The following is a 20,650-nucleotide window of genomic DNA, read 5'->3' on the forward strand; positions in this document are numbered from 1 at the left end:
AGTCACCTCAATGATCGGTAGGCGAGCACTCTCGGCCCGCCGGAGCCTCGCCGGGCTTGTTCGGGATGAGCGCGGCGATGTACCGGGCTGGGTCTTGATCACACTCATGACTGCCGGGCTCGTTGTGCTGATCTGGGCCCTCGCCGGGCCGGCTCTCGGGCAGCTCTTCCAGCAGGCGATCGCGCGCGTTTCGGGTCTCTGACCTCTCATGGCCCTGCGTCGGTGCCGCCTAGATGAGTGAGTCCGTTTGGCTGGGTCGGCGTGGATGCTGTTAATCGCAGGCGGAGGGTGTTAACCCCGGTGTGTGAAAACTGAACTCAACACCCTCCTGATCACACTCTACGTCCACCTCGATGACCGGATCCTGCCCGCGATCGGCTTCACCCGCGATCACCACCCGGGCCGCAAACCCGCCCTCAACGACGCGGAATTGCTCTGCCTGCTGGTCGCGCAACACCTGCTCGGGATCGCGTCGGATCGGAAATGGATCCGATACGCGCACGCTCACCTGAAGGGCATGTTCCCGAACCTGCCCGGCCAGTCCGGGTGGGGCAAACGCGTCCGCCAATCCACCGGGCTTCTCTCTGCGGTGATCACCGAGCTGGCCCGTGACACCCCGTCCTGGGGTGAGATCACCCGGCTGGTGGACTCGACCCCGCTACCGTGCGGGAAATCGCGGGAGACCGTGAAACGCTCAGACCTCGCCGGGCACGCCGACTACGGATACTGCGCATCCCACTCCCGATACTTCTGGGGCTTCCGGCTCTATCTGATCTGCACTCCCGACGGAATGCCCGTGATCTGGGGACTCGCGAGCCCGAAGATCGGTGAACGCGAAGCCACCCAAGCGATGCTCGACCACGACCGACACCTCATCCAGCCTGGACAGGTGATCGTTGGCGACAAAGGCTTCGCTGGGAAGCAGTTCGAGGACTTCGTCACCAACGACCTCGGCGCGCACCTGATCCGCCCCGACCGCAAAGACGAGACCCCCAGGTTCGGGAAACTCGGCAGCATCCGACAATGGGTCGAGTCCGTGTTCGACACCCTCAAAGGCCAACTCACCCTCGAAGACCACGGCGGCAGAACCCCCGCAGGCGTCTACTCCCGCGTCGCCGCAAGACTCCTCGCCCTCGCCGCCGGCATCTGGCACAACTGGCTCACCAACGCCCCCGCCAAACGCTCCCTCATCGCCTACGACCACTGAACCAAACGGACTCACTCATCTAGGCGGCCTCGTGCTCGATTCGCGCGGCTCGGCGCCCGTCGAGTTCGTGCTCGTCGGCGTGGTGCTGACCGTGCTGACCCTTGCCATCGTCCAGTTCGGCGTCGCCGTGTATGTGCGGAATGTTGTGCACGACGCCGCGGTCGAAGGAGCGCACCGCGCTGCCCTCGCCGACACGACGCTCACCGAGGGCGAGGCGCGAACGCGCGACGTCATCGCGCGCGCGGTGGGCGAGGCATTCGCCGAGGATGTGTCGGCACGCGACACGGAGCATCTCGGATACCCGGCAGTCGAGGTCACGGTGCGCGCCACGCTTCCGCTGATCGGCCTGATCGGCGTGCCGTGGGCGCTGGAGGTGACCGCGTATGCACCCGCCGAAACCCTCGACTAGCCGGGTGGTGCGCCGCGTGATGTCCGGGAACCTGCGGGGCGATGAGCGCGGCTCGGCCCCGCTCGAGTTCATCGTCGTCGGGCTCCTTCTTCTCGTGCCCCTGGTGTATCTGATCGCCTCGCTCGGGCTGATCCAGTCGCACGCGCTGGGCGTCGAATCGGGGGCGAGACACCTGGCCCGAGCGATCGCGATGGCGCCGGATGCGCCGAGCGCCGATGCCCGTGCGGCTGCGATTCTGCAGACCACCGCTTCGGAGTACGGCATCGCAGCGGGCAGCATCGACGTCGGCTTCGCCTGTGTTCCCGCGGGCGGGGCTTGTCCGCGCGCCGGGGCAACGATGATCGTGTCGGTTGCGGCCCAAGTGCCGCTGCCGCTCGTGCCGCCCGTGCTCGGCCTCGACCACATCGCCAGCGTGCCGGTAACGGCCACGGCGGTTCACAAGATCTCGCGGTTCTGGGGTGCCGAATGAAACGCCGAATGCGCGGACGCGGAACGATCCGACACCGGTTGGGCGTGGACCCGGATGACGAGGGCTCCGTCCTGCTGCTCACACTCGGCTACGCCGTGCTCGCGATCGCGGTGATCGTCGTGGGCGCGAACGCCGCGAGCCTGTACCTGGCGCAGAAGCGCGTCGACTCCGTGGCTGATGCCGCGGCGCTGGCCGGTGCGGACGGATTCGCGCTCGTGTTTCAGGGAGGCGAACCGCGCGCGGTCCTGACCGACGAGGGCGTTCGGTCGCAGGCGAGCGCGCTGGTCGACATCGCCGGTTCGGGGGTCTCGCTCGTGTCGGCGACGTCGCCGGACGGAGTCTCCGCACGGGTGACCGTGGCAGCCACCTGGCATCCGATTCTGTTCTCGGTCTTCGTCCCCTCCGGGGTCCCGCTGGACGCCACCGCGACCAGCCGCACCGCCGTCGACTGACCCGCGGGTAGTCCTGTCACGTAAACCTGAAAGGAATCTGGTCCGGAAGCGGACTTATTTCGCCCCGGCGAGGGAGCATCGGTGCCGAAATTCCCTTCGGATTTACGCGCGCCGCTCGGGCTTGGGTTCGGCCTCGGGCTCGACTCCGGCTCGGCCTTGGGCTCCGGCTCGGCTTCCGGCTCAGTTTCGGTTCAGCGCACGCGCGGCACGAACCGCGGGACGTAGCGCGAGAACGCGACAGCCCCCACGAGCCCGACCACGCCGATCAGGGCCACCGCACCGCCGATCGACCACACGGCGGTCACGCCCGACACCAGCAGAGGCGTCGCCGCGCCGCCCGCGTCGGTGAGGGTGCGCCACGACCCGAGGAACGGCGCGGGGTTCGACTTGGGCGCGACATCCGCGCCGAGCGTCAGCAGGATGCCGCTCGACAGGCCGTTGCCCACGGCAAGGACCATCGCGAATGCCGCGAACCACATGGACGCATCGGCGAGGTCGTGCGTGACCGACAGGGCGAGGAATCCGCCGCCCATCAGCACCATCGACGGCAGAACGGCCCAGAGCCGCCCGAAGCGATCCATGATCTGGCCGCTCACGTAGAACAGGGCGAAGTCGATCGCCCCCGAGATGCCGACGACCAGCGCGATGGTGGACGCGTCGAGTCCGATCGACAGTCCCCAAAGCGGCATGACGAGCTGGCGTGCCGAGCGAACGGACGACAGGGAAGCGGCGGCCAGGCCGAGCCGAGCGAGAACGCCCCGGTTCCGCCACATCGTGCGGAGCACACCGATGCGCTCGGACGTAGGGATCGACCCCGTGACGGCCTCGCCCGTGTCCTCGCGGTCTACCGCCTCTGGGTTGACCGCCTCCGGGTTAACGGCCGCCGGGTTAGCGGCCTCTGGGTCGACGGCTTCGGGATCGGATGCGCCGAATTCGGCACCTGCGGCGGCTCGGGCATCCGTCGGGCGCGGTGCCGAGGCATCCGTCCCCGTGCTGCGTGACTCCTCTGCGGCGATCCGCGTCTCGGGGTCGGGCCCCAGCAGAACGAGAAGGGCGGTGGCGACGAGGCAGATGCCGAAGAACCAGAGCGCCGCGTCTTCGGTGCCGAAGATCGCCAGCAGCGCGGCGGCGATGAAGGGACCGACGAACATGCCCAGCCGAAAGGTGCCGCCGAGTAGCGACAGGGCGCGGGCGCGGTAGAAGATCGGGACGCGCGTGGTCATGAACGAGTGGCGGGCGAGCCCGAAGACCGCGGCGCAGAGCCCGATCAGCAGAACGGATGCCATGAGTACACCGATGTTCGGAGCGATCAGTGCCCCGGCGACGCCCAGCAGCGCGATGCCGAGCGCGATCGCCATCGACAGGCGCTCGCCGATGCGGGCGACGGCCCATCCGGCGGGCAGGTTTCCGACCAGCTGACCGACGACGAGAGCGGATGCCACGAGCCCGGCGACCGCGATGTCGGCGCCGAGACGGGAGGCCAGGACGGGCAAAAGGGGCAGGACGGCGCCCTCGCCGACGGCGAAGAGGACGGTCGGTCCGTAGATCATCGGGGCGAAACGTCCGAGCACCGCCGCGGTCTCCCGCCGAGAGCCGTCGCCCGGGGAAGGCAGGGGCGGGCGATGGGTCACGTGCATCCACGTTAGTCTGGACTGTCATGCTCGACTTCGATCTCTCCGCCGAAATCCAGGCGCTCCGTGCCACCTTCGCCGACATCCAGGCGGTGGTGGACGTCGACGCACTCCGCAAAGAAATCGAGCGGCTGAGCGATGCCGCCGGTGCACCCGATCTCTGGGACGACCCGGATGCCGCGCAGAAGGTCACGAGCGCACTGAGTCACCGCCAGTCCGAGCTTGCGCGGATCGACTCCGTCGAGAGCCGCCTGGACGACCTCGAGGTTCTCGTCGGGCTCGCGCTCGAGATGGACGACGAAGAGTCGGCCGAAGAAGCCCGCAAGGAACTCGCCGAGCTGACCGAGACGATCGGCCAGCTCGAGGTGCAGACGCTCCTCGACGGCGAGTACGACCAGCGGGGCGCGGTCGTCACGATTCGCTCCGGCGCGGGCGGCGACGACGCGACCGACTTCGCCGAGATGCTCATGCGCATGTACCTGCGCTGGGCCGAGCGCCACAAGTACCCCGTCAAGGTCATGGACACCTCCTATGCGGAGGGTGCGGGCATCAAGTCCGCGACGTTCGAGATCGACGCCCCCTACGCCTACGGCACCATGTCGGTCGAGGCCGGCACACACCGTCTCGCCCGCATCAGCCCGTTCGGTTCGGCGGATAAACGCCAGACGTCCTTCGCCGCCGTCGAGGTCATCCCCGTCATGGAAGAGGCCGTCGAGGTCGACGTCCCGGAAGGAGACATCCGCGTCGACGTCTTCCGTTCGTCGGGTCCCGGTGGTCAGTCCGTCAACACGACCGACTCGGCCGTGCGCATCACGCACCTTCCGACCGGGCTCGTCGTGTCGATGCAGAACGAGAAGTCGCAGATCCAGAACCGCGCCGCCGCCATGCGCGTGCTGCAGACGCGCCTGATGCTGCTGCAGCGCGAGGAAGAAGCGGCGAAGAAGAAGGAGCTCGCCGGTGTCATCACCGCGAGCTGGGGCGACCAGATGCGCTCGTACTTCCTCTACGGTCAGCAGCTCGTCAAGGACCTGCGTACCGGCTACGAGGTCGGCAACCCCGCGGCCGTCTTCGATGGTGACCTCGACGGACTGATCGCGGCAGGCATCCGCTGGCGTAAGCGTCCGGTCGACGACTAATCCGACGCATCCTGCAGGCCATCTGACGCGAGGGGGTGTCGCTCGGGGGCCAGCGCGCGACCGCGCTTAGGCTCGGATCGCCATGATCAGGTTCGAAAGCGTCACCAAGACTTACCGCGGTTCTCAGAAACCCGGCCTCGCCGGCGTCGATTTCGAGGTGAAGCGCGGCGAGTTCGTCTTTCTCGTCGGCGCATCCGGGTCAGGTAAGTCCACGTGCCTGCGGCTCGTGCTGCGTGAGGATGTGCCGTCCGCCGGCCGCGTCGTCGTCCTCGGACGCGACATCGCGACCCTGTCGAACCGCAAAGTTCCCTACTTCCGCCGCCACGTGGGGGCTGTGTTCCAGGACTTCCGGCTACTGACGTCCAAGACGGTGTTCCAGAACGTCGCGTTCACGCTCCAAGTGACGGGTTCATCGCGCGGATTCATCCAGCAGGCCGTCCCCGAAGCTCTCCAGCTCGTCGGCCTGGCGGGCAAAGAAAAGCGTTTCCCGCACGAGCTCTCGGGCGGTGAGCAGCAGCGCGTCGCGATCGCCCGTGCGATCGTCAACCGCCCGCAGGTGCTGCTCGCGGATGAGCCGACCGGAAACCTCGACCCCGCGACATCCATCGGCATCATGCAGCTGCTCGCACGGATCAACGCCGGCGGCACCACGGTCGTGATGGCCACGCACGAGGCTGGCTTCGTCGATCAGATGCAGCGCCGTGTGATCGAGCTGTCGGCGGGCGAGATCGTTCGCGACGAGACGCACGGTGGCTATGGCGATACCTCGCAACTGCCGAGGCTCGCGCCCGAGGCCGCGCGCGGTGCCGAGTCGATCGCCGCGCTCACCGCTGTGCTCGAGCTGCAGCAGCGGGTCGCCGCAGGCGAGGCCGGGCCCGCGACGGGGCCGCTCGAGGTCGCCGGCGCTGCGGTCGATGTGGTCGCCGAGGCGGTGGGCGCTTCGACAGGCTCAGCGGCCGGGGAGACGGCTAAGGTTCCTGAGCCTGTCGAAGGGACCACGGGAACCGCCGAGGCCGAGGTCGTCGCTTCGACAAGCTCAGCGACCGTCCCGGGCTCAGCGACCGTGCCGGGTTCAGCGACCGTGCCGGGTTCAGCGACCGTGCCGGGTTCAGCGACCGTGGCGGGCTCAGCGAGCGGGGCGGAGCGGGCGACTGCGACGGTCCCTGAGCCTGTCGAAGGGACCCCCGGAACCCCCGCGCCCGCGAAAGAGGAGCCCACGCGCGCCTCGCTCACCGGACCGATCGTGATCGATCTGCCGGAGCTGCCCGAGGTCGGCATCGCCGATCGCCTGGGTCTCGGGGAACGCGACGAGGACGACACCGTGGGGTCGACGTCGTGAGGGTTCAGCTGATCCTGGCCGAGGCGTTCTCGGGCCTGCGTCGCAACGCCTCCATGGTGATCTCGGTCGTGCTCGTCACATTCGTGTCGCTGACGTTCGTGGGCGCCGCGATGCTGATGCAGATGCAGATCGGCACGATGAAGGACTTCTGGGCCGAGCGTGCCCAGGTTGCCGTCTACATGTGCACGTCGATCTCGACCGGCGCGACATGCGCCGAGGGCGAAGCGACGCAGGAACAGGTCGATGCCGTCGCTGAGGCGCTCGTCTCGCCTGCTCTGCAGCCCCTCATTCGCGACACCCGCTTCGAGAATCGTGACGAGGCATATCAGGCCACGATCGAGCAGTTGGGCCCGGAGTACGCCGATGTCATCACCCCCGATCAGGTGAACCAGGCGTTCTATGTCAACCTCGTCGATCCCTCACAGTCGGCCGTCATCGTCGAGCGGTTTAGCGGGATGCAGGGCGTCGAGCAAGTGCAAGATCAGTTGCAGTATCTCGAGCCTCTGTTCCAGGCACTGACGGTCGCAACGTATATCGCGGTCGGCATCGCCGGGCTCATGCTCGTCGCGGCGGTGCTGTTGATCGCGACGACGATTCGCCTGTCGGCCTACGCTCGACGGCGAGAGCTCGGCATCATGCGGCTGGTGGGAGCATCCAACCGCTTCATCCAGACGCCCTTCATTCTGGAGGGCGTGCTGGCAGCTCTGCTCGGCTCGGGTCTGGCCAGCGTCGCGATCTGGGCGGGCATCACGTTCGGCGTTGACGGATACCTGCGCGATCGCGTGACGTTCATCACCACGTGGGTGGGTGCGGGCGAACTGTGGGTCGTGATCCCGGTGATCATCGCGCTCGGCGTCGTGCTGGCCGCGCTGTCGGCGGGATTCGCCATCCGTCGCTGGCTGCGCGCGTAACGCTCGGGCGGTGTCGGGTCCCTTCGACAAGCTCAGGGACCGGGCGGCTGCGGGAACTCAGGGACCGGGCGGCTGATAGACTGACCGGCTGCCACTCGGGCAGTACGGCAACGTCCGTTCAGTAACGTCAGCGGGGAACACCATGGTCAAGGAACGCGGGGAGAAGGTCGTCGCGACCAACCGTCGCGCGCGCCATGAGTACTCGATCGAGAAGACGTACGAGGCGGGGCTGGTGCTCACGGGCACCGAGGTCAAGTCGCTGCGGATGGGCCGCGCCAACCTCTCGGACGGCTACGCCTACATCGATGGCAACGAAGCCTGGCTCGATGCCGTGCACATCCCCGAGTACTCGCAGGGGCACTGGACCAACCATGCCACCAAGCGCGTTCGCAAGCTGCTCTTGCACCGCGACGAGATCGTCAAGCTCTCGCACGCCGTGTCGGCCGGCGGATACACGCTCGTGCCGCTGAAGCTGTACTTCTCGGATGGCCGCGCCAAGGTCGAGATCGCCGTGGCCAAGGGTAAGCGCGAGTTCGACAAGCGCCAGACTCTGCGCGAGCGTCAGGACAAGCGCGAGGCCGAACGCGCGATGCGCACGAAGAACCGCCTCGGCGACTGATACGTCGTGAGCGGAGCGTGCGTTTCGTCTCGCTGCGCTCGCTCAACGACCGGGGTACGCTCGCTCAACGACCGGGCCGACGCTCGTTGAGCGAGGAGCGAAGCGACGAGTCGAAACGCGCTAAGCGGGCTACGCCTCGGCCTCGGCCACCGCACGGTCCGTGAACGCCTGCTTCGGCACGAACGCCAGCAGCACCGCGGCCGCCAGGGCGGTCACACCGCAGACCACCCACACGGTGACGTAACCCGCGAACGATCCCGCGGTGCCCTCGGCGGCGCCCGCCGCGCCCGTTGCACCCTGGATCAGCGCGATCCCGAAGACGCACGACGCGATCGCGCCGCCGACGGTCTTGACCGAGTTGGTCAGCCCGGTCGCGACACCCGTCTGCGTGGGCGGAGCAGCGGATGCCGCGGCTGCGGGCAGTGCGGCGACCAGCGCCCCCGATCCGAACCCGACGATCACCATGTTCGTGATCACCTGCGCGTACGTGTCGTGGAACGGGAGGAACATCAGGAATCCGATGCCCACCAGGGTCGACGCGCCCATCAATGTCAGCCGCGGCGTGATCTTGCGCGCGATGGGTGAGAACAGCAGAGCGCCGACGATCATCGCGATCAGGTACACGCCGATGATGAGCGAGGTCGTGAAGCCCGCGGTGCCGAGCCCGTAACCGTAGACCTCGGGGTCGGTGCGCGCGAAGGTCGACAGGGGGGCCTGCGCGCCGAGCACGCTGACACCGAACAGCCCGGCGGTGAGAAAAACCGGGCCGAGCGCGGGGGAGCGGAACATGCGCACATCGATCAGGGGATCGTCGTGGCGAAGCTCCCACAGCGCGAACGGGATGACGAGCAGGATGCCGAGGGCGACGAGTCCCCACGAGAGCACATCGCCGACCCCGTTCAGCCGCAAGAAGCTGAGGCCGCCCGTGAACGCGATCAGGGCGAACGAGATCAGGACGAGGCCGACGGTGTCGAAGCGCCCGCCGACCGGTTCGGGCGATTCTTTGACCCCGAAGAGGATGACGAAGAAGCAGATCACGACCGCGATGGCCGGGATCAGCAACACGACGGTCAGCGGTAGCGAATCGACGAGCGCCCCGCCGATGAGGGCGCCGCTGATCGCGCCCAGCTCGAGGGCCGCGACCAGCAGCCCCGCGGCCCGCGCGGTCAGCACGGCACGGCCGGGCATCGACCGCGAGCGCGACCAGATCAGCGCGATCTCGAGCGGCAGCCAGACGACATAGAACCCCTGCAGCGCCCACGCCGCGAGGAAGATCGCGAACGAATCGGTGAAGGGGAGGACGAGGGATGCGGCGGCCGTGACGGCGGTCGACACCAGAAGCATCCGCTTGTGTCCGACCATGTCGCCGAGCTTCGCGAGTGCCGGGACGACCAACGCCGAGAGCATCAGTTGCGAGCCCTCGAGCCAGTTGACGTCGGCGTCGTGGATGTCGAGGTTGCGCGCGATGTCGGTGAGCATCGGGGTGTAATACCCCTGCAGAATCCCGCTCGTGAACTCGACGAAAGCGAGGAATCCGACCACGCTGGCGAGGGCGCCCAGGGCTCCGGCACGAGGGTTCATCGTCGATCTCTCTGTTGGGGTGCGATCACTGTAACCGCTGCAGGAGCGTGCGGTGGAACAGTTCGCCGCGTTCGAGTTCGGCGATTTCGACGCTCTCGTCGACGCCGTGGATCGAGGCTCGCTGGGCGGACGACATCGCCAGCGGCGCAAAGCGGTACACAGCGGGCGCGAAGCGGTGGAAGTGTCGCGAGTCGGTCGCGGCCATCATCACGTAGGGGACGGTCCGAGCCTCGGGGTGCGACGCCGCGACGGCCTCTGTGATGAGGGCGAACTGCGCGTTGTCGGTCGGAGATTCGGGCGACGGTTCGCTGCCCTCGACGACTTCGACCGTGATGAGCGGGTCGTGGGTGCGGCGGCGGACGCGGCGCACGGTCGCGGCGACGGTCGAGCCGAGAGCGATCCGCAGGTTGAGCGTGACGGATGCCTGTGAAGGCAGCACGTTCGCGGCGGTTCCGCCCTCTTGCATCGTCGCGGCGATGGTCGTGCGGACGAGCGCCGCGGGTTCGCCGCCGAGCGCTGCGAAGACCTGCGCGGTGAGGGGCCGCACAGTGGCGAGGGTGCGCAGCAGGGTGCGAGCAGGCTGGGGCGTGCCGTCGGCGAAGAGTCCGAGCATCCGGGCGATTGCGCGCGGCGTGCGGGCCGGGAACGTGCGGGGCGTGAGCCGGTCGACGGCACGGGCGACCCGGCCGACCGCCGTGAGAGTCGGGGGAGCGGATGCGTGGCCCCCGTCGCCCCGTGCCGTCAGGCGGAGGGTCGCGATGCCCTTCTCGCCGACGCCGACCATCGCCGCCGTGCCCGCGACGAACGGCAGGGGTGCGTCGACGACCGCGCCGCCCTCGTCGAGCACGAGCCAGGGGATGATGCCACGGTCGCGGAGGGTTCTTGCGATCGTTTCTGCGGCGTTGCCGAAGGTCTCTTCGTTGCCGCCGAGCGAGATGTAGACGTCGCGCGCCGGGGCGAAGCCCGTGGTCAGGAGGTTCTCGACGGCCTCGAGCGTGACGATCAGGGGCCCCTTGTCGTCGAGCGTGCCGCGGCCGTAGACCGAACCATCCGCTATGCGTCCTGCGAAGGGTGGGTAGGTCCAGGCGTCGGTCGGGTCGACGGGGACGACGTCGTAGTGCGCCATCAGGACGACCGGATGCTTCGGGTTGCTCGTTGGCGCGCCGGGCCAGCGGAAGAGCAGGCCGAAGTCGGTGATGCGCTCGAGTTCGAGGCGTTCGTGGATCAGGGGGTACAGCTCGGCGAGTAGGGCGACGAAGTCTTCGAATGCCTGGGGTCCTCGGTGGTCGAGCTCGGCGCTGACGGTCTCGAGCTGGATCATGCGGCTCAGGCGTTCGGCGATGCCGGGCCGTGGCGTCACGGTCTCTGCAGCTGCACTCATGATCTTCACCCTAGCCACCGTCATCGGCCGGATTTGCGGTACCGACCTGTCAAAGAACGCTGCATCTGAGCAGAGAATCGAGCGTTTTGTGACGGCTCGAGTGGATGGTCGGCCTCAGCGTGCGGCGAACCGGGCCTCGACGCCGGCGGTCACCGTGATGCCCTGGGGCTGGAAGTCGAGGGTGGGCGAAGCATCCGAGGCCATGGCGCGCATCATGCGCGGGCCGGGGTCGGCTTCGGGGTGTCCGAGCAGGCCGATGTCGGCGATCTCGAGCGGGGTGACGGAGGCGTGGCCGATGGCGTTGGCGTAGGCGCTGGCGCGCGAGACGGCGGTCTGGACCGCGTGGGCGGCGACCTCGGCCTCGACGGTGCGGCGGGTTGCGGATGTCAGTTGCCAGGTGACGCCGCCGACCTGGACGCCGTCGCGTTCGGCGACGGCCGACACCCACCAGGACAGGGCGGCGAAGTCGGTGAAGGTGGCGACGACCTCGACACTCGCGTGGTGGACGAGGGGGAGTTGCTTGCCCTCGTTGTTCCAGGGACGTTCGGCCCAGACGCTCGCGCGCTGGCTCGACCATTCGCTCACCTCGCCGGATGCTTGGCGTGCGGCGAGCTCTTCGCGCAGCGGTGCGGCGATGGCGGCGATGCGTTCGACGACCGGGCCGCGCTCGGATCCATCGCAGCGGACGCTGAGGTGGACGACCCCTTCTTCGGGGGCGATTCGGGTTTCGTGTTCGCCGCGGACGGTGATGATGACGTCGCTCATGCCTGTGACTCTAGGCGCTCGCGCTGAGCGGTTGGGGTGCGAGGCGGTGAGCGGATGTACGAGATCGCCCTCCGGTGGCGAGTGCGCCTGCGGTGCGCGATCGAGCTGTCGCAGAACGCTCCATCTGGGCGGCGGATGCAGCAGTTCTTGACAGTTCGGCGGGCTGGCTGGGTCGTTGAGTGAGGGGCGCAGTGACGAGTCGAAACGTGTGTGCGGGTTGCGTGCGGTGGCATGCGTTCATCGTTTCGTCTTGCTGTGCTCGCTCGACGGCCGCGGTGCCTTGGCGCGCGCTCGCGCAACGGCCGTGCTCCGCAACGGCCATGCTCGCTCAACGGCCGTGCTCCTGACACGGGCACGGCCGTGCTCGCTCGACGGCCGCGGTGCCTTGGCGCGCGCTCGCGCAACGGCCGCGCTCCGCAACGGCCATGCTCGCTCAACGGCCGTGCTCCTGACACGGGCACGGCCGTGCTCGCTCGACGGCCGTGCTCGTGCCACGGGTGGGGTGGTTCTAGAAGGGTGGTGGGGGCCCGGTGGGGGTGAAGCGGACGCGGGAGGGTGGGTCGTCGATGTAGATCTGGCCGGTGGGGCTGGTCCATTCGAGGACCCCGCCGCCGAGGTTTCGTACCTGCCAGGGGGTGGCGTGTTTGAGGGAGTGGTGGCGGCGGCAGAGGTGGTGAAGATTGTGAACACATGTCGTTCCGCCGAGTGCCCAGTCGTGGCCGTGGTCGATGTCGCAGCGGTGGACGGGTTGGCGGCATCCGGGGAATCGGCAGTGTTCGTCGCGGGCTCGGAGGAAGCGTTTGAGGTCGGCGCCCGGGGTGTAGCGGTCGACGGCGAGTATTCCGCCGGTGATGGGGTCGCTGAGTACCCGGTCCCACCCGGATGCGCGACCGGCCAGGCACCGGGCCGTATCGATGTCGATCGGGGCGCGTCCGACGAGTTCGGCCGGTTCGTCGCTGAGACCCGCAAGTGCCAATGCGGGGACGGTGACGTGCACGATCGCGCGGATGGCGCCGAGCCCGCCGAAGCCGAGTGACGGGTCGGTGGCGGTGTCGGTGGTGGGGTCGTCTTGCGGTGCGCTGGTGAGGAGCATGTCGGCGAAGATGTCGGCCCGGAGTTGGTCGATCGTGCGCGGGTCGGGGGTCAACTCCGGGCCGCAATCAGAGTCACCCCCATCATCTTCCGCACCAGCACCAGCACCAGCACCAGCACCAGCACCAGCACCAGCACCAGCACCCGTGCCATCCGCCGCCACGGCGGCGGGCCCGAATGACGCACCCGGCTCGGCTGCGGCGCTCGCTGTGCGGACCGCTCGCGCCTGCTGCGTCAACCGGTCGTAGATGCCGTGGACGAGGGTGGCGGGCCCGGTGTAGATGAGTTCGCCCATCCCGTCGGGCCGGTCGGTGACGGTGACCGCACGGTCGGCGCGCGCATCTCGGTGTCGTTCGGTGACGGTGCGGGGTTGGAGGCGTTCGGCGAGAGCCTCAACGGCAGGGCGCAAGCGAGACGGCGAGAGATTCTCGGCTCGCGCCACGGCCTCGACGGCAAAAGCGAGGCGGGCCTCGGCGTCCAGGATCGGGGTACCCGCGTCGACGATCACGCGCGCGTGGCCCACGAAGATCCGCCCCTCTTCGAGCGCCTCGAGCACCGGGGTGAACCCGTCAGCGAGCACCCCGGCGTCGTTGATCTGCCGTTGAACCGTCCGGTCGGACGCGCGGACCGCGAGCGCGAGTTCTGCTGCGATCGAGCGGAGGTGCATCTCACGCTCCCGCGCATCGGAACGCAACACCGCCGAACGGGATGCCGCGAGCTCGCCCGCTTTCGCAAGCAACCGAACCTCGGCCGCGTGCACCTGTGCGGCTTGCTTGCGCAGTGCCACGATTCCCTCGACCAGACCGAGGAGGGAGACGTCGTCGAGCGCCCCCACGTCCACGGTCTGATTCGAAGTCATATTCGATACTCTATGGACGACCTCCGACATTGCGAGGGAGGCGGCTAGTAGTACTTGGTTAGGTGCTTGTTAATGGTCGGGATGGCTGTTAACCTCGCGGCGTGCGGGCAGATGAGATAGCGCGGGTGCGGGCGGGGTTGGACGAGTTCGTCGGCGAGGTATTCGCGTCGCTTCAGCGGAAGGATCAGCGGGCGAAGGGTGGCCTGTATCTGCAGGGGCTGATGCTTGAGGGCCGCCGGAAGTCGATGCAGCCGATGGGAGACCGTCTCGGGATCGATTACCAGCAGTTGCAGCAGTTCGTGTCCTCGTCGCCGTGGCCTGTCGAGCCGGTCCGCCGGCAGCTCGCCCGCAAGGCGGTCGCGGTCATTGAGCCGGAGGCGTGGGTGGTCGATGACACCGGGTTCGTCAAGGACGGCCCGGCTTCACCCGGGGTCGCCAGGCAGTATTCGGGGACGCTGGGGAAGGTCGGGAACGTGCAGATCGGCGTCTCGATCCACGCGGTCACTGATCAGGCGTCCTGTCCGCTGGGGTGGCGGCTTTTCCTCCCCGAGGCGTGGGACGACACCTGCTCGGAAACGAACGAGCACGCCGAGCTGGTCACTGCCCGCCGGGTCAAGGCGCAGATCCCCGATACCGTCCGGCACCGACCGAAGTGGGAACTCGCACTGGAGATGATCGACGAGGCCGCGACCTGGGGTCTGGTGCCGCCCGTGATGGTCGGTGACGCCGGCTACGGAGAGATCGGATACTTCCGCACCGCACTCACCGACAGGGGCATCCCGTATGTGGTGCAGGTGAAGTCCTCCACGAGCGTGCACGACGCTGCCGCCCGTTTCGAGATGCCCGAGCGGACCGGAAAGCGAGGACACCCGTTCACGACGGCCAGCTACCAGACCGCGCCGGTGCAAGCGAAGACATACGCCGAGGACCTCCCCGCCGACGCGTTCGAGCAGGTGTCGTGGCGGCAGGGCTCCAAAGGCACCATGACCAGCCGATTCGCCGCCCGCCGGGTCCGCCCCGCGAACCGGAACCTGCCCCGTGAGCCGGACGGATCATTGCCCGAGTGCTGGCTCCTCATCGAATGGGCCGAGGACGCCGCAGAACCCACCGACTACTGGCTCTCCACCCTCCCGCCCGACACGCCGACCTCAGAGCTGGTCCGGCTCGGGAAGGTCCGGTGGCGCATCGAGCACGACTACCGCGAACTCAAACACGGCCTCGGCCTGGACCACTTCGAAGGCCGCACCTGGCTGGGATGGCACCACCACGTCACCCTCGTCACCGCCGCGCACCTGTTCATCACCCTCCAACGATTGGCCACCGACCCAAAAGCCCGAGGGGCAGCCTGAGCTTCTACGGCATCCTCCGCGAACTCCAAACCGCGGTCACCCGCCTCCTCAGCTGCTGCCCCTACTGCCAACGCGCCGGACCCACCTAACCAAGTACTACTAGCGAGGGGCGCGGCTAGCGGGGGAGCAGCGGTATGACCTCGCGAAGGTCCACGCGACCGACCACGAGCGGTGCGGCGGCCCGAACGGCCGGCTTGGCGTTGAACGCCAGTCCGAGCCCGGCTACGGCGAGCATCGTCAGGTCGTTCGCGCCATCACCGATCGCGATCGTGCGTGCGCGCGGAACGCCGTATTGCGTGGCCCATTCCCGCAATCTGTCGGCCTTCGCCTCACTGTCGACGATGGCGCCGTCGACCGTGCCCGTCAGCATCCCGTTCGCCTGCACCAGACGGTTCGCCTGCCACATGTCGACGCCGAGCGCGGGCGCCACCGTGTCGAGGATCTCGTGGAAGCCTCCGGATACGACCCCTACCAGACCTCCGCGCTCGTGCACGGCGGTGATCAGCTCACGAACGCCGGGAGTTGGTTCGATGCGAGCGATCACACGAGCGAAGGCCGAAACCGGGACCCCGGCCAGGACGGCAACGCGAGTACGCAGACTCTCGGCGAAGTCGACCTCGCCGCGCATCGCGGCCTCCGTCGCGGCGGCGACCTCGGGTCCGCGACCCGCCTCGTCAGCGAGTAACTCGATGACTTCGTTGCGGATCAGCGTGGAATCGGCGTCCAGGACGACGAGCAGGCGGGGGGCGTCGGAATTCACCCCCCGAGGCTAGCGCGGCGCACCCGCGCCGCCGCGCAGCCCCGTGGTCATAGGGCCGAGTTCAGGGGTCGACGCGAACGTTCTTGCCGACGACCGTGAGTCCGGAATCCGTCACCGTGAAACCGCGGGCGAGGTCCCGTTCGCGATCGACTCCGACGGTCGCCCCGGGCGCGAGTTCGACGTTCTTGTCGAGGATCGCGCGATGGATGCGAGCGCCCGAGCCGACCCGGACGTAGTCGAAGAGCACCGAGTCGGTGATCGTCGACCCACCGCCCGCGAGGGCCCACGGTCCGACGACGCTCCGCTCCAGATGCGTGCCCGAGAGCACGGATCCGAGCGAAACGATCGAGTCGATCGCGTTGCCGATGCGTCCGACGGAGTCCCGCACGAACTTCGCGGGCGGCGAGTTGACCGTCTGCGAGTGGATGGGCCAGTCCGTGTTGTACAGGTTGAAGATCGGAAGCGTCGAGATCAGGTCCATGTGCGCGTCGAAGAACGAATCGATCGTCCCCACATCGCGCCAGTAGGCGCGATCGCGGTCGGTCGACCCGGGCACGTCGTTGCGCTTCATGTCGTAGACGCCGGCCTCGCCACGTCCGACGAAGTAGGGAACGATGTCGCCGCCCATGTCGTGGTTGGACGTCGCGAGCTCGCCGTCTGCCTCGACGGCCTCGATGAGGGCATCCGCATCGAAGATGTAGTTGCCCATCGAGGCGAGAACCTCGTGGGGTGCATCCGCGAGACCCTCGGGGCTCTGGGGCTTTTCGAGGAAGTCCCGGATGCGGGTCGGGTCCGCCTTGTCGACGTCGATGACACCGAACTGGTTGGCGAGCGAGATCGGCTGGCGGATTCCCGCGACCGTCGCGCGCGCGCCCGATTCGATGTGGGCCTCGAGCATCTGCCGGAAGTCCATGCGATAGACGTGGTCAGCGCCGATCACGACGACGATGTCCGGCTTCTCGTCGTTGATCAGGTTCATGCTCTGCAGGATCGCATCGGCCGATCCCGAGAACCATCGCTTACCCAGTCGCTGCTGCGCTGGCACCGAGGTCACGTACGAGTCGAGCATCGTCGACATGCGCCACGTCTGCGAGATATGGCGGTCGAGGCTGTGCGACTTGTACTGGGTGAGCACGACGAGCTGTCGCAGCCCCGAATTTATGAGATTCGAGATCGCAAAGTCGATCAAGCGATACTGCCCCCCGAAGGGCACCGCGGGCTTTGCTCGGTCTGCCGTCAGTGGCATCAAGCGCTTGCCCTCGCCGCCGGCGAGGATGATTCCGAATACCTTCGGCGGTGTAGCCATGCCGACAGACTATGCCCCACTTCCGACGACGACTAGCGTTGCAAGCATGCGCGTCGACATCGTCACCAAGGAGTATCCGCCTGAGGTATACGGAGGTGCCGGTGTTCATGTCACCGAGCTCGTGCGAGCGCTCCGGACCCGTATGGACGTGCGGGTCCGAGCATTCGGCGCGCCCCGTGACGAAGCGGGTACGACGTCATATGCCGTTCCCGGTGAACTCGCTTCGGCGAACCCCGCCGTGCAGACGCTGGGCGTGGATCTCGAGATCGTCGGGGATGTCGCGGGCGCAGATGTCGTCCACTCGCACACCTGGTACGCCAACTTCGCGGGCCACACGGCGTCGTTGTTGCACGGAATCCCGCACATCGTGTCGGCGCACAGCCTCGAGCCACTTCGCCCTTGGAAGGCGGAGCAACTCGGCGGCGGGTACGCGGTGTCGAGTTGGATCGAGAAGACGGCCTACGAGTCGGCCGCCGCGGTGATCGCGGTGAGCGGGGGCATGCGCACGGACATCCTGCGCAGTTATCCGTCCCTGGATCCCGACAAGGTGCACGTCATCTACAACGGTATCGATGTCGACGAATGGGCCCCGCTCGATGACCCGGACCTCGCGCGCGGCCTGGGGCTGGACCCCGACCGTCCGTCGGTCGTCTTCGTCGGGCGCATCACCCGGCAGAAGGGGCTGCCGTACCTGCTTCGTGCTGCCGCCCTGCTGTCGCCCGACGTCCAGCTGGTGTTGTGCGCCGGCGCGCCCGACACCCCCGAAATCCTCGCCGAGGTCGAGTCCGCCGTCCGGGGTCTGCAGCAGGAACGCGGCGGCGTCGTCTGGATCGACCGGGTGCTGTCTCGACGCGAGCTGCGGGCGCTGCTGAGCGCCGCGACGACTTTCGTATGCCCGTCCGTGTACGAACCCCTCGGGATCGTGAACCTGGAAGCCATGGCCTGCGGTGCGGCCGTGGTCGGCACCGCGACGGGCGGCATCCCCGAGGTCGTCGACGACGGGGTCACGGGTCGACTCGTCCCGATCGAACAACTGCAGGATGGTTCGGGTACACCGGTTGACCCCGACCGGTACGTGCGCGATCTCGCGAATGTGCTGACCGAGGTCGTCAGCGATCCGGCCCGAGCCGCCGAGTACGGGCGCGCGGGACGCGAACGAGCCGCCGCATCGTTCAGCTGGGACCGCATCGCGGCCGAGACCCACGACCTCTATGCGCGCGTGGTGGCGGGGTAGGTCGCTGCCCGTTAGCGGGCGGATGGCCCGATAGGCTGGGGCAATGGCCGGGGTCCTGCAGTTCCATGATGTGGTCGTACGCCGAGACGGTCGCGACATTGTCGATCACCTGAACTGGAGCGTCGAAGACGACCAGCGGTGGGTGATCCTCGGTCCTAACGGTGCAGGCAAGACGACGCTGCTCCAGCTCGCCGACACCGTCATGTACCCCACGAGCGGTGAGGTCCACGTTTTGGGCGAACGCCTCGGGCGGACGGATGTCTTCGAGCTGCGCCCGCGCATCGGTTTCGCGTCGTCGGCGATGGCGCGTCGGATGCCCGCGGACGAGCGTGTGCTCGATGCCGTCATGACCGCTGCTTTCGCCGTCCTCGGCCGGTGGCGTGAGGACTACGAAGACATCGACGAGCGTCGTGCCCTGCGCGTGCTCGCCGAGTGGAACCTCGATCACCTCGCGGACCGCACGTTCGGCACGCTCTCGGACGGCGAGCAGAAGCGGGTGCAGATCGCACGGGCCGTCATGACCGACCCCGAGTTGCTGCTGCTGGATGAGCCGACCGCAAGCCTCGACCTCGGCGCTCGTGAGGAGCTTCTGACCCTGCTCGGCGGTTATGCCCAGGCGCCGACGACGCCCGCCATGGTCATGGTGACGCACCACGTCGAAGAGATCCCGGTCGGGTTCACCCATGTGTTGCTGATGAGGGATGGATCGGCGGTCGCGTCGGGCCCACTTGAGGAAGCACTCACCGCCGAGAATCTGACCGAAGCGTTCGGTCTGTCTATCGCCCTGCGCTTCGACGAGGGTCGCTACACGGCCCGCGCCACGGGCTGAGGCCGCTCGGTCCACCCATCTCTGATAAGATCGGTGCTCGGTGCCAGCGCAGGATCGGCGCACCAGAGACTTCTTCTTCCGCAATCGCCGCAAGGAACACCCCATGAAGACTGCAATCCACCCCGACTATCAGGCCGTCGTCTTCCGCGACCTCGCCTCGGGCGAGACCTTCCTGACCCGCTCGACGGTGTCGAGCGCCAAGACGATCGAGCTCGACGGTGTCGAGTACCCGGTCATCGACGTCGAGATCTCGTCGGCTTCGCACCCGTTCTACACGGGCAAGCAGCGCATCATGGACTCGGCCGGCCGTGTCGAGAAGTTCAACCAGCGCTTCAAGGGCTTCGGCTCCAAGTAACTTCGACGTCCTTCAGACGTTCACGGAAGGCCTCGCTTCGGCGGGGCCTTTCGCGTTGCCCGCGACCGGCATGGACGAGGGCATGAGGCGCCACGTCAACCATCGTCCCCAACTTCGGCGGCGGGTAGCCATAGCGTCATCCGCAGTCCGTCTTCGGGAAGGTGGAGAATTTCGTAGCGCCGAGCAACGATATCGGCGTTTCCGACACGAATGTTCCTGACGGCCGTGCGCCGCTGCTCCACGATGTGCCCGCTCCACCATTCTTCGAACTGCGCACTCCGTCCGCGCAGCTCGAAGACGAGTTCGCGTAGCGAGGGATCGTCTAAGTTGTCCGCGTTTGCCGCACGCAGGTGGGCTACGGAGCCGCGGGCGATCTCTTCCCACTCGACGAAGATCTTCCGTGCTCTGCTGTCGAGGAGCAGATATCGACAGGTGTTTCGTTCGTATGGGGTGAGGTCGGCGAATCCCTCGAAGAGTGCGAGTCCGTCCTCGTTCGCCGCCACCATATTGCTCAGCCGGTCCAACACGTATGCGGGGTTGGGCCTCACCGCATCGACGAGGGCAGTCATGCGCGCGATGAGCAGGTTTTCGTCACGAACCGCGCGGGGATGCTCGGTAGGACTGGTCTCACGGAGGCGAAAGAGGTGCAGCGTGGCGTCGGGCGTCAGGTGGAGTGCCCGCGCGAGCGCGTTCAAAACTGCGTCGCTGGGATGCGCTTCCCGACCCTGCTCCAGCCGCGTGTAGTAGTCCACGCTGATCCCGGCTGCTACCGAGACCTCTTCGCGGCGGAGTCCGCTGACGCGGCGTCTGGCGTTGCCGTCGCTGGGCTGGGCTCCCAGGCGGACATCCGCTCTACGTGCGCGAAGAAATTCGCCGAGCGGGTGGGGCATGTAGATCTCCTGGGTACTCGCCCGCGGGTGGGTGCGGGGCTCCTAGGAAGACTACGGACTTCCGCGGTGAGGAAGC

At 67.7% G+C, this 20,650-nt stretch carries 21 protein-coding genes; 13 read left to right on the forward strand and 8 right to left on the reverse strand.

All coding sequences use genetic code 11. The annotated features are described in order from the left end of the window. Positions 1 to 10: 10 nt before the first annotated feature. The 5 genes from ACT9TC_RS15425 to ACT9TC_RS15445 all read left to right on the forward strand — a co-directional run bounded on the left by ACT9TC_RS15425 (position 11) and on the right by ACT9TC_RS15445 (position 2,537). Positions 11 to 202, forward strand: coding sequence for a hypothetical protein (locus ACT9TC_RS15425; protein WP_458042956.1), 192 nt, complete (start codon positions 11 to 13; stop codon positions 200 to 202). Between the two features lie 102 nt (positions 203 to 304). Further along, positions 305 to 1,207 (forward strand): IS982 family transposase, encoded by a 903-nt coding sequence (locus ACT9TC_RS15430; RefSeq protein ID WP_458041326.1) that lies wholly within the window; start codon positions 305 to 307, stop codon positions 1,205 to 1,207. A gap of 31 nt (positions 1,208 to 1,238) precedes the next feature. Then, positions 1,239 to 1,616, forward strand: a complete 378-nt coding sequence (locus ACT9TC_RS15435) for a TadE/TadG family type IV pilus assembly protein (RefSeq protein ID WP_458041327.1) — start codon at positions 1,239 to 1,241, stop codon at positions 1,614 to 1,616. A gap of 4 nt (positions 1,617 to 1,620) precedes the next feature. Next, positions 1,621 to 2,085, forward strand: a complete 465-nt coding sequence (locus tag ACT9TC_RS15440; RefSeq protein ID WP_458041328.1) for a TadE family protein — start codon at positions 1,621 to 1,623, stop codon at positions 2,083 to 2,085. Positions 2,086 to 2,093: 8 nt separating this feature from the next. Further along, complete coding sequence (locus ACT9TC_RS15445) at positions 2,094 to 2,537, forward strand: pilus assembly protein TadG-related protein (RefSeq protein WP_458041329.1); 444 nt, start codon at positions 2,094 to 2,096, stop codon at positions 2,535 to 2,537. 191 nt (positions 2,538 to 2,728) lie between these two features. On the opposite strand, the gene ACT9TC_RS15450 is transcribed toward ACT9TC_RS15445, so the two are convergent. Next, complete coding sequence (locus tag ACT9TC_RS15450; RefSeq protein WP_458041330.1) at positions 2,729 to 4,174, reverse strand: MFS transporter; 1,446 nt, start codon at positions 4,172 to 4,174, stop codon at positions 2,729 to 2,731. Positions 4,175 to 4,194: 20 nt separating this feature from the next. Here ACT9TC_RS15450 and prfB point away from each other — a divergent pair, with 20 nt between their 5' ends. The 4 genes from prfB (at position 4,195) to smpB (ending at position 8,173) form a co-directional block, all read left to right on the forward strand. After that, entirely contained in the window at positions 4,195 to 5,304 is a 1,110-nt protein-coding gene (gene prfB, locus ACT9TC_RS15455; RefSeq protein WP_458041331.1) for a peptide chain release factor 2, read from the forward strand. Between the two features lie 82 nt (positions 5,305 to 5,386). Next, positions 5,387 to 6,643 carry a cell division ATP-binding protein FtsE gene (gene ftsE / locus ACT9TC_RS15460; protein WP_458041332.1) on the forward strand — a complete coding sequence of 419 codons (1,257 nt, stop codon included), beginning with the start codon at positions 5,387 to 5,389 and terminating at the stop codon, positions 6,641 to 6,643. Next, on the forward strand, positions 6,640 to 7,554 hold the full coding sequence (gene ftsX, locus ACT9TC_RS15465; protein WP_458041333.1) for a permease-like cell division protein FtsX: 915 nt from the start codon (positions 6,640 to 6,642) through the stop codon (positions 7,552 to 7,554). The genes ftsE and ftsX overlap by 4 nt, the downstream gene beginning before the upstream one ends. 142 nt (positions 7,555 to 7,696) lie before the next feature. Further along, complete coding sequence (gene smpB / locus ACT9TC_RS15470; RefSeq protein WP_036294512.1) at positions 7,697 to 8,173, forward strand: SsrA-binding protein SmpB; 477 nt, start codon at positions 7,697 to 7,699, stop codon at positions 8,171 to 8,173. A 129-nt stretch (positions 8,174 to 8,302) separates the two neighbouring features. Here the strand turns inward: smpB and ACT9TC_RS15475 are convergent, their stop codons facing one another. The 4 genes from ACT9TC_RS15475 to ACT9TC_RS15490 form a co-directional block, all read right to left on the reverse strand. Then, positions 8,303 to 9,754, reverse strand: coding sequence for an MFS transporter (locus ACT9TC_RS15475; protein WP_458041334.1), 1,452 nt, complete (start codon positions 9,752 to 9,754; stop codon positions 8,303 to 8,305). 25 nt (positions 9,755 to 9,779) lie between these two features. After that, positions 9,780 to 11,135: a M20/M25/M40 family metallo-hydrolase gene (locus tag ACT9TC_RS15480; RefSeq protein WP_458041335.1), complete on the reverse strand. Its 1,356-nt coding sequence runs from the start codon at positions 11,133 to 11,135 to the stop codon at positions 9,780 to 9,782. A gap of 114 nt (positions 11,136 to 11,249) precedes the next feature. Beyond that, positions 11,250 to 11,900, reverse strand: a complete 651-nt coding sequence (locus tag ACT9TC_RS15485; RefSeq protein ID WP_458041336.1) for an SIMPL domain-containing protein — start codon at positions 11,898 to 11,900, stop codon at positions 11,250 to 11,252. A gap of 508 nt (positions 11,901 to 12,408) precedes the next feature. Continuing rightward, complete coding sequence (locus ACT9TC_RS15490) at positions 12,409 to 13,851, reverse strand: DUF222 domain-containing protein (RefSeq protein ID WP_458041337.1); 1,443 nt, start codon at positions 13,849 to 13,851, stop codon at positions 12,409 to 12,411. 101 nt (positions 13,852 to 13,952) lie between these two features. On the opposite strand from ACT9TC_RS15490, the gene ACT9TC_RS15495 reads away from it, so the two are divergent. Further along, on the forward strand, positions 13,953 to 15,200 hold the full coding sequence (locus ACT9TC_RS15495) for an IS701 family transposase (RefSeq protein ID WP_458041338.1): 1,248 nt from the start codon (positions 13,953 to 13,955) through the stop codon (positions 15,198 to 15,200). A gap of 115 nt (positions 15,201 to 15,315) precedes the next feature. Here the strand turns inward: ACT9TC_RS15495 and serB are convergent, their stop codons facing one another. Further along, entirely contained in the window at positions 15,316 to 15,960 is a 645-nt protein-coding gene (gene serB / locus ACT9TC_RS15500) for a phosphoserine phosphatase SerB (protein WP_458041339.1), read from the reverse strand. Positions 15,961 to 16,021: 61 nt separating this feature from the next. Continuing rightward, on the reverse strand, positions 16,022 to 17,266 hold the full coding sequence (gene glgC, locus ACT9TC_RS15505) for a glucose-1-phosphate adenylyltransferase (protein WP_458041340.1): 1,245 nt from the start codon (positions 17,264 to 17,266) through the stop codon (positions 16,022 to 16,024). Positions 17,267 to 17,312: 46 nt separating this feature from the next. Here glgC and glgA point away from each other — a divergent pair, with 46 nt between their 5' ends. From glgA to ACT9TC_RS15520, 3 genes are all read left to right on the forward strand, one after another. Beyond that, positions 17,313 to 18,500 (forward strand): glycogen synthase, encoded by a 1,188-nt coding sequence (glgA, locus tag ACT9TC_RS15510; RefSeq protein ID WP_458041341.1) that lies wholly within the window; start codon positions 17,313 to 17,315, stop codon positions 18,498 to 18,500. A 43-nt stretch (positions 18,501 to 18,543) separates the two neighbouring features. Beyond that, on the forward strand, positions 18,544 to 19,329 hold the full coding sequence (locus ACT9TC_RS15515) for an ABC transporter ATP-binding protein (protein WP_458041342.1): 786 nt from the start codon (positions 18,544 to 18,546) through the stop codon (positions 19,327 to 19,329). Positions 19,330 to 19,432: 103 nt separating this feature from the next. Continuing rightward, positions 19,433 to 19,684: a type B 50S ribosomal protein L31 gene (locus tag ACT9TC_RS15520; RefSeq protein WP_458041343.1), complete on the forward strand. Its 252-nt coding sequence runs from the start codon at positions 19,433 to 19,435 to the stop codon at positions 19,682 to 19,684. A 95-nt stretch (positions 19,685 to 19,779) separates the two neighbouring features. Here the strand turns inward: ACT9TC_RS15520 and ACT9TC_RS15525 are convergent, their stop codons facing one another. Next, positions 19,780 to 20,574, reverse strand: coding sequence for a helix-turn-helix domain-containing protein (locus ACT9TC_RS15525; RefSeq protein WP_458041344.1), 795 nt, complete (start codon positions 20,572 to 20,574; stop codon positions 19,780 to 19,782). Between the last annotated feature and the right edge of the window lie 76 nt (positions 20,575 to 20,650).

The organism is Microbacterium sp. HM-570, from assembly GCF_054165885.1.

Bases quoted from the DNA above. Each gene is read 5' to 3' on its own strand.
- ACT9TC_RS15450 (WP_458041330.1), bottom strand. From the start codon at position 4,174: ATGCACGTGACCCATCGCCCGCCCCTGCCTTCCCCGGGCGACGGCTCT.
- ACT9TC_RS15490 (WP_458041337.1), bottom strand. From the start codon at position 13,851: ATGACTTCGAATCAGACCGTGGACGTGGGGGCGCTCGACGACGTCTCC.
- ftsE (WP_458041332.1), top strand. From the start codon at position 5,387: ATGATCAGGTTCGAAAGCGTCACCAAGACTTACCGCGGTTCTCAGAAA.
- ACT9TC_RS15525 (WP_458041344.1), bottom strand. From the start codon at position 20,574: ATGCCCCACCCGCTCGGCGAATTTCTTCGCGCACGTAGAGCGGATGTC.
- ACT9TC_RS15520 (WP_458041343.1), top strand. From the start codon at position 19,433: ATGAAGACTGCAATCCACCCCGACTATCAGGCCGTCGTCTTCCGCGAC.
- ACT9TC_RS15425 (WP_458042956.1), top strand. From the start codon at position 11: ATGATCGGTAGGCGAGCACTCTCGGCCCGCCGGAGCCTCGCCGGGCTT.
- ACT9TC_RS15485 (WP_458041336.1), bottom strand. From the start codon at position 11,900: ATGAGCGACGTCATCATCACCGTCCGCGGCGAACACGAAACCCGAATC.
- glgC (WP_458041340.1), bottom strand. From the start codon at position 17,266: ATGGCTACACCGCCGAAGGTATTCGGAATCATCCTCGCCGGCGGCGAG.
- ACT9TC_RS15445 (WP_458041329.1), top strand. From the start codon at position 2,094: ATGCGCGGACGCGGAACGATCCGACACCGGTTGGGCGTGGACCCGGAT.
- smpB (WP_036294512.1), top strand. From the start codon at position 7,697: ATGGTCAAGGAACGCGGGGAGAAGGTCGTCGCGACCAACCGTCGCGCG.
- ACT9TC_RS15515 (WP_458041342.1), top strand. From the start codon at position 18,544: ATGGCCGGGGTCCTGCAGTTCCATGATGTGGTCGTACGCCGAGACGGT.
- ACT9TC_RS15475 (WP_458041334.1), bottom strand. From the start codon at position 9,754: ATGAACCCTCGTGCCGGAGCCCTGGGCGCCCTCGCCAGCGTGGTCGGA.
- ACT9TC_RS15480 (WP_458041335.1), bottom strand. From the start codon at position 11,135: ATGAGTGCAGCTGCAGAGACCGTGACGCCACGGCCCGGCATCGCCGAA.
- prfB (WP_458041331.1), top strand. From the start codon at position 4,195: ATGCTCGACTTCGATCTCTCCGCCGAAATCCAGGCGCTCCGTGCCACC.
- glgA (WP_458041341.1), top strand. From the start codon at position 17,313: ATGCGCGTCGACATCGTCACCAAGGAGTATCCGCCTGAGGTATACGGA.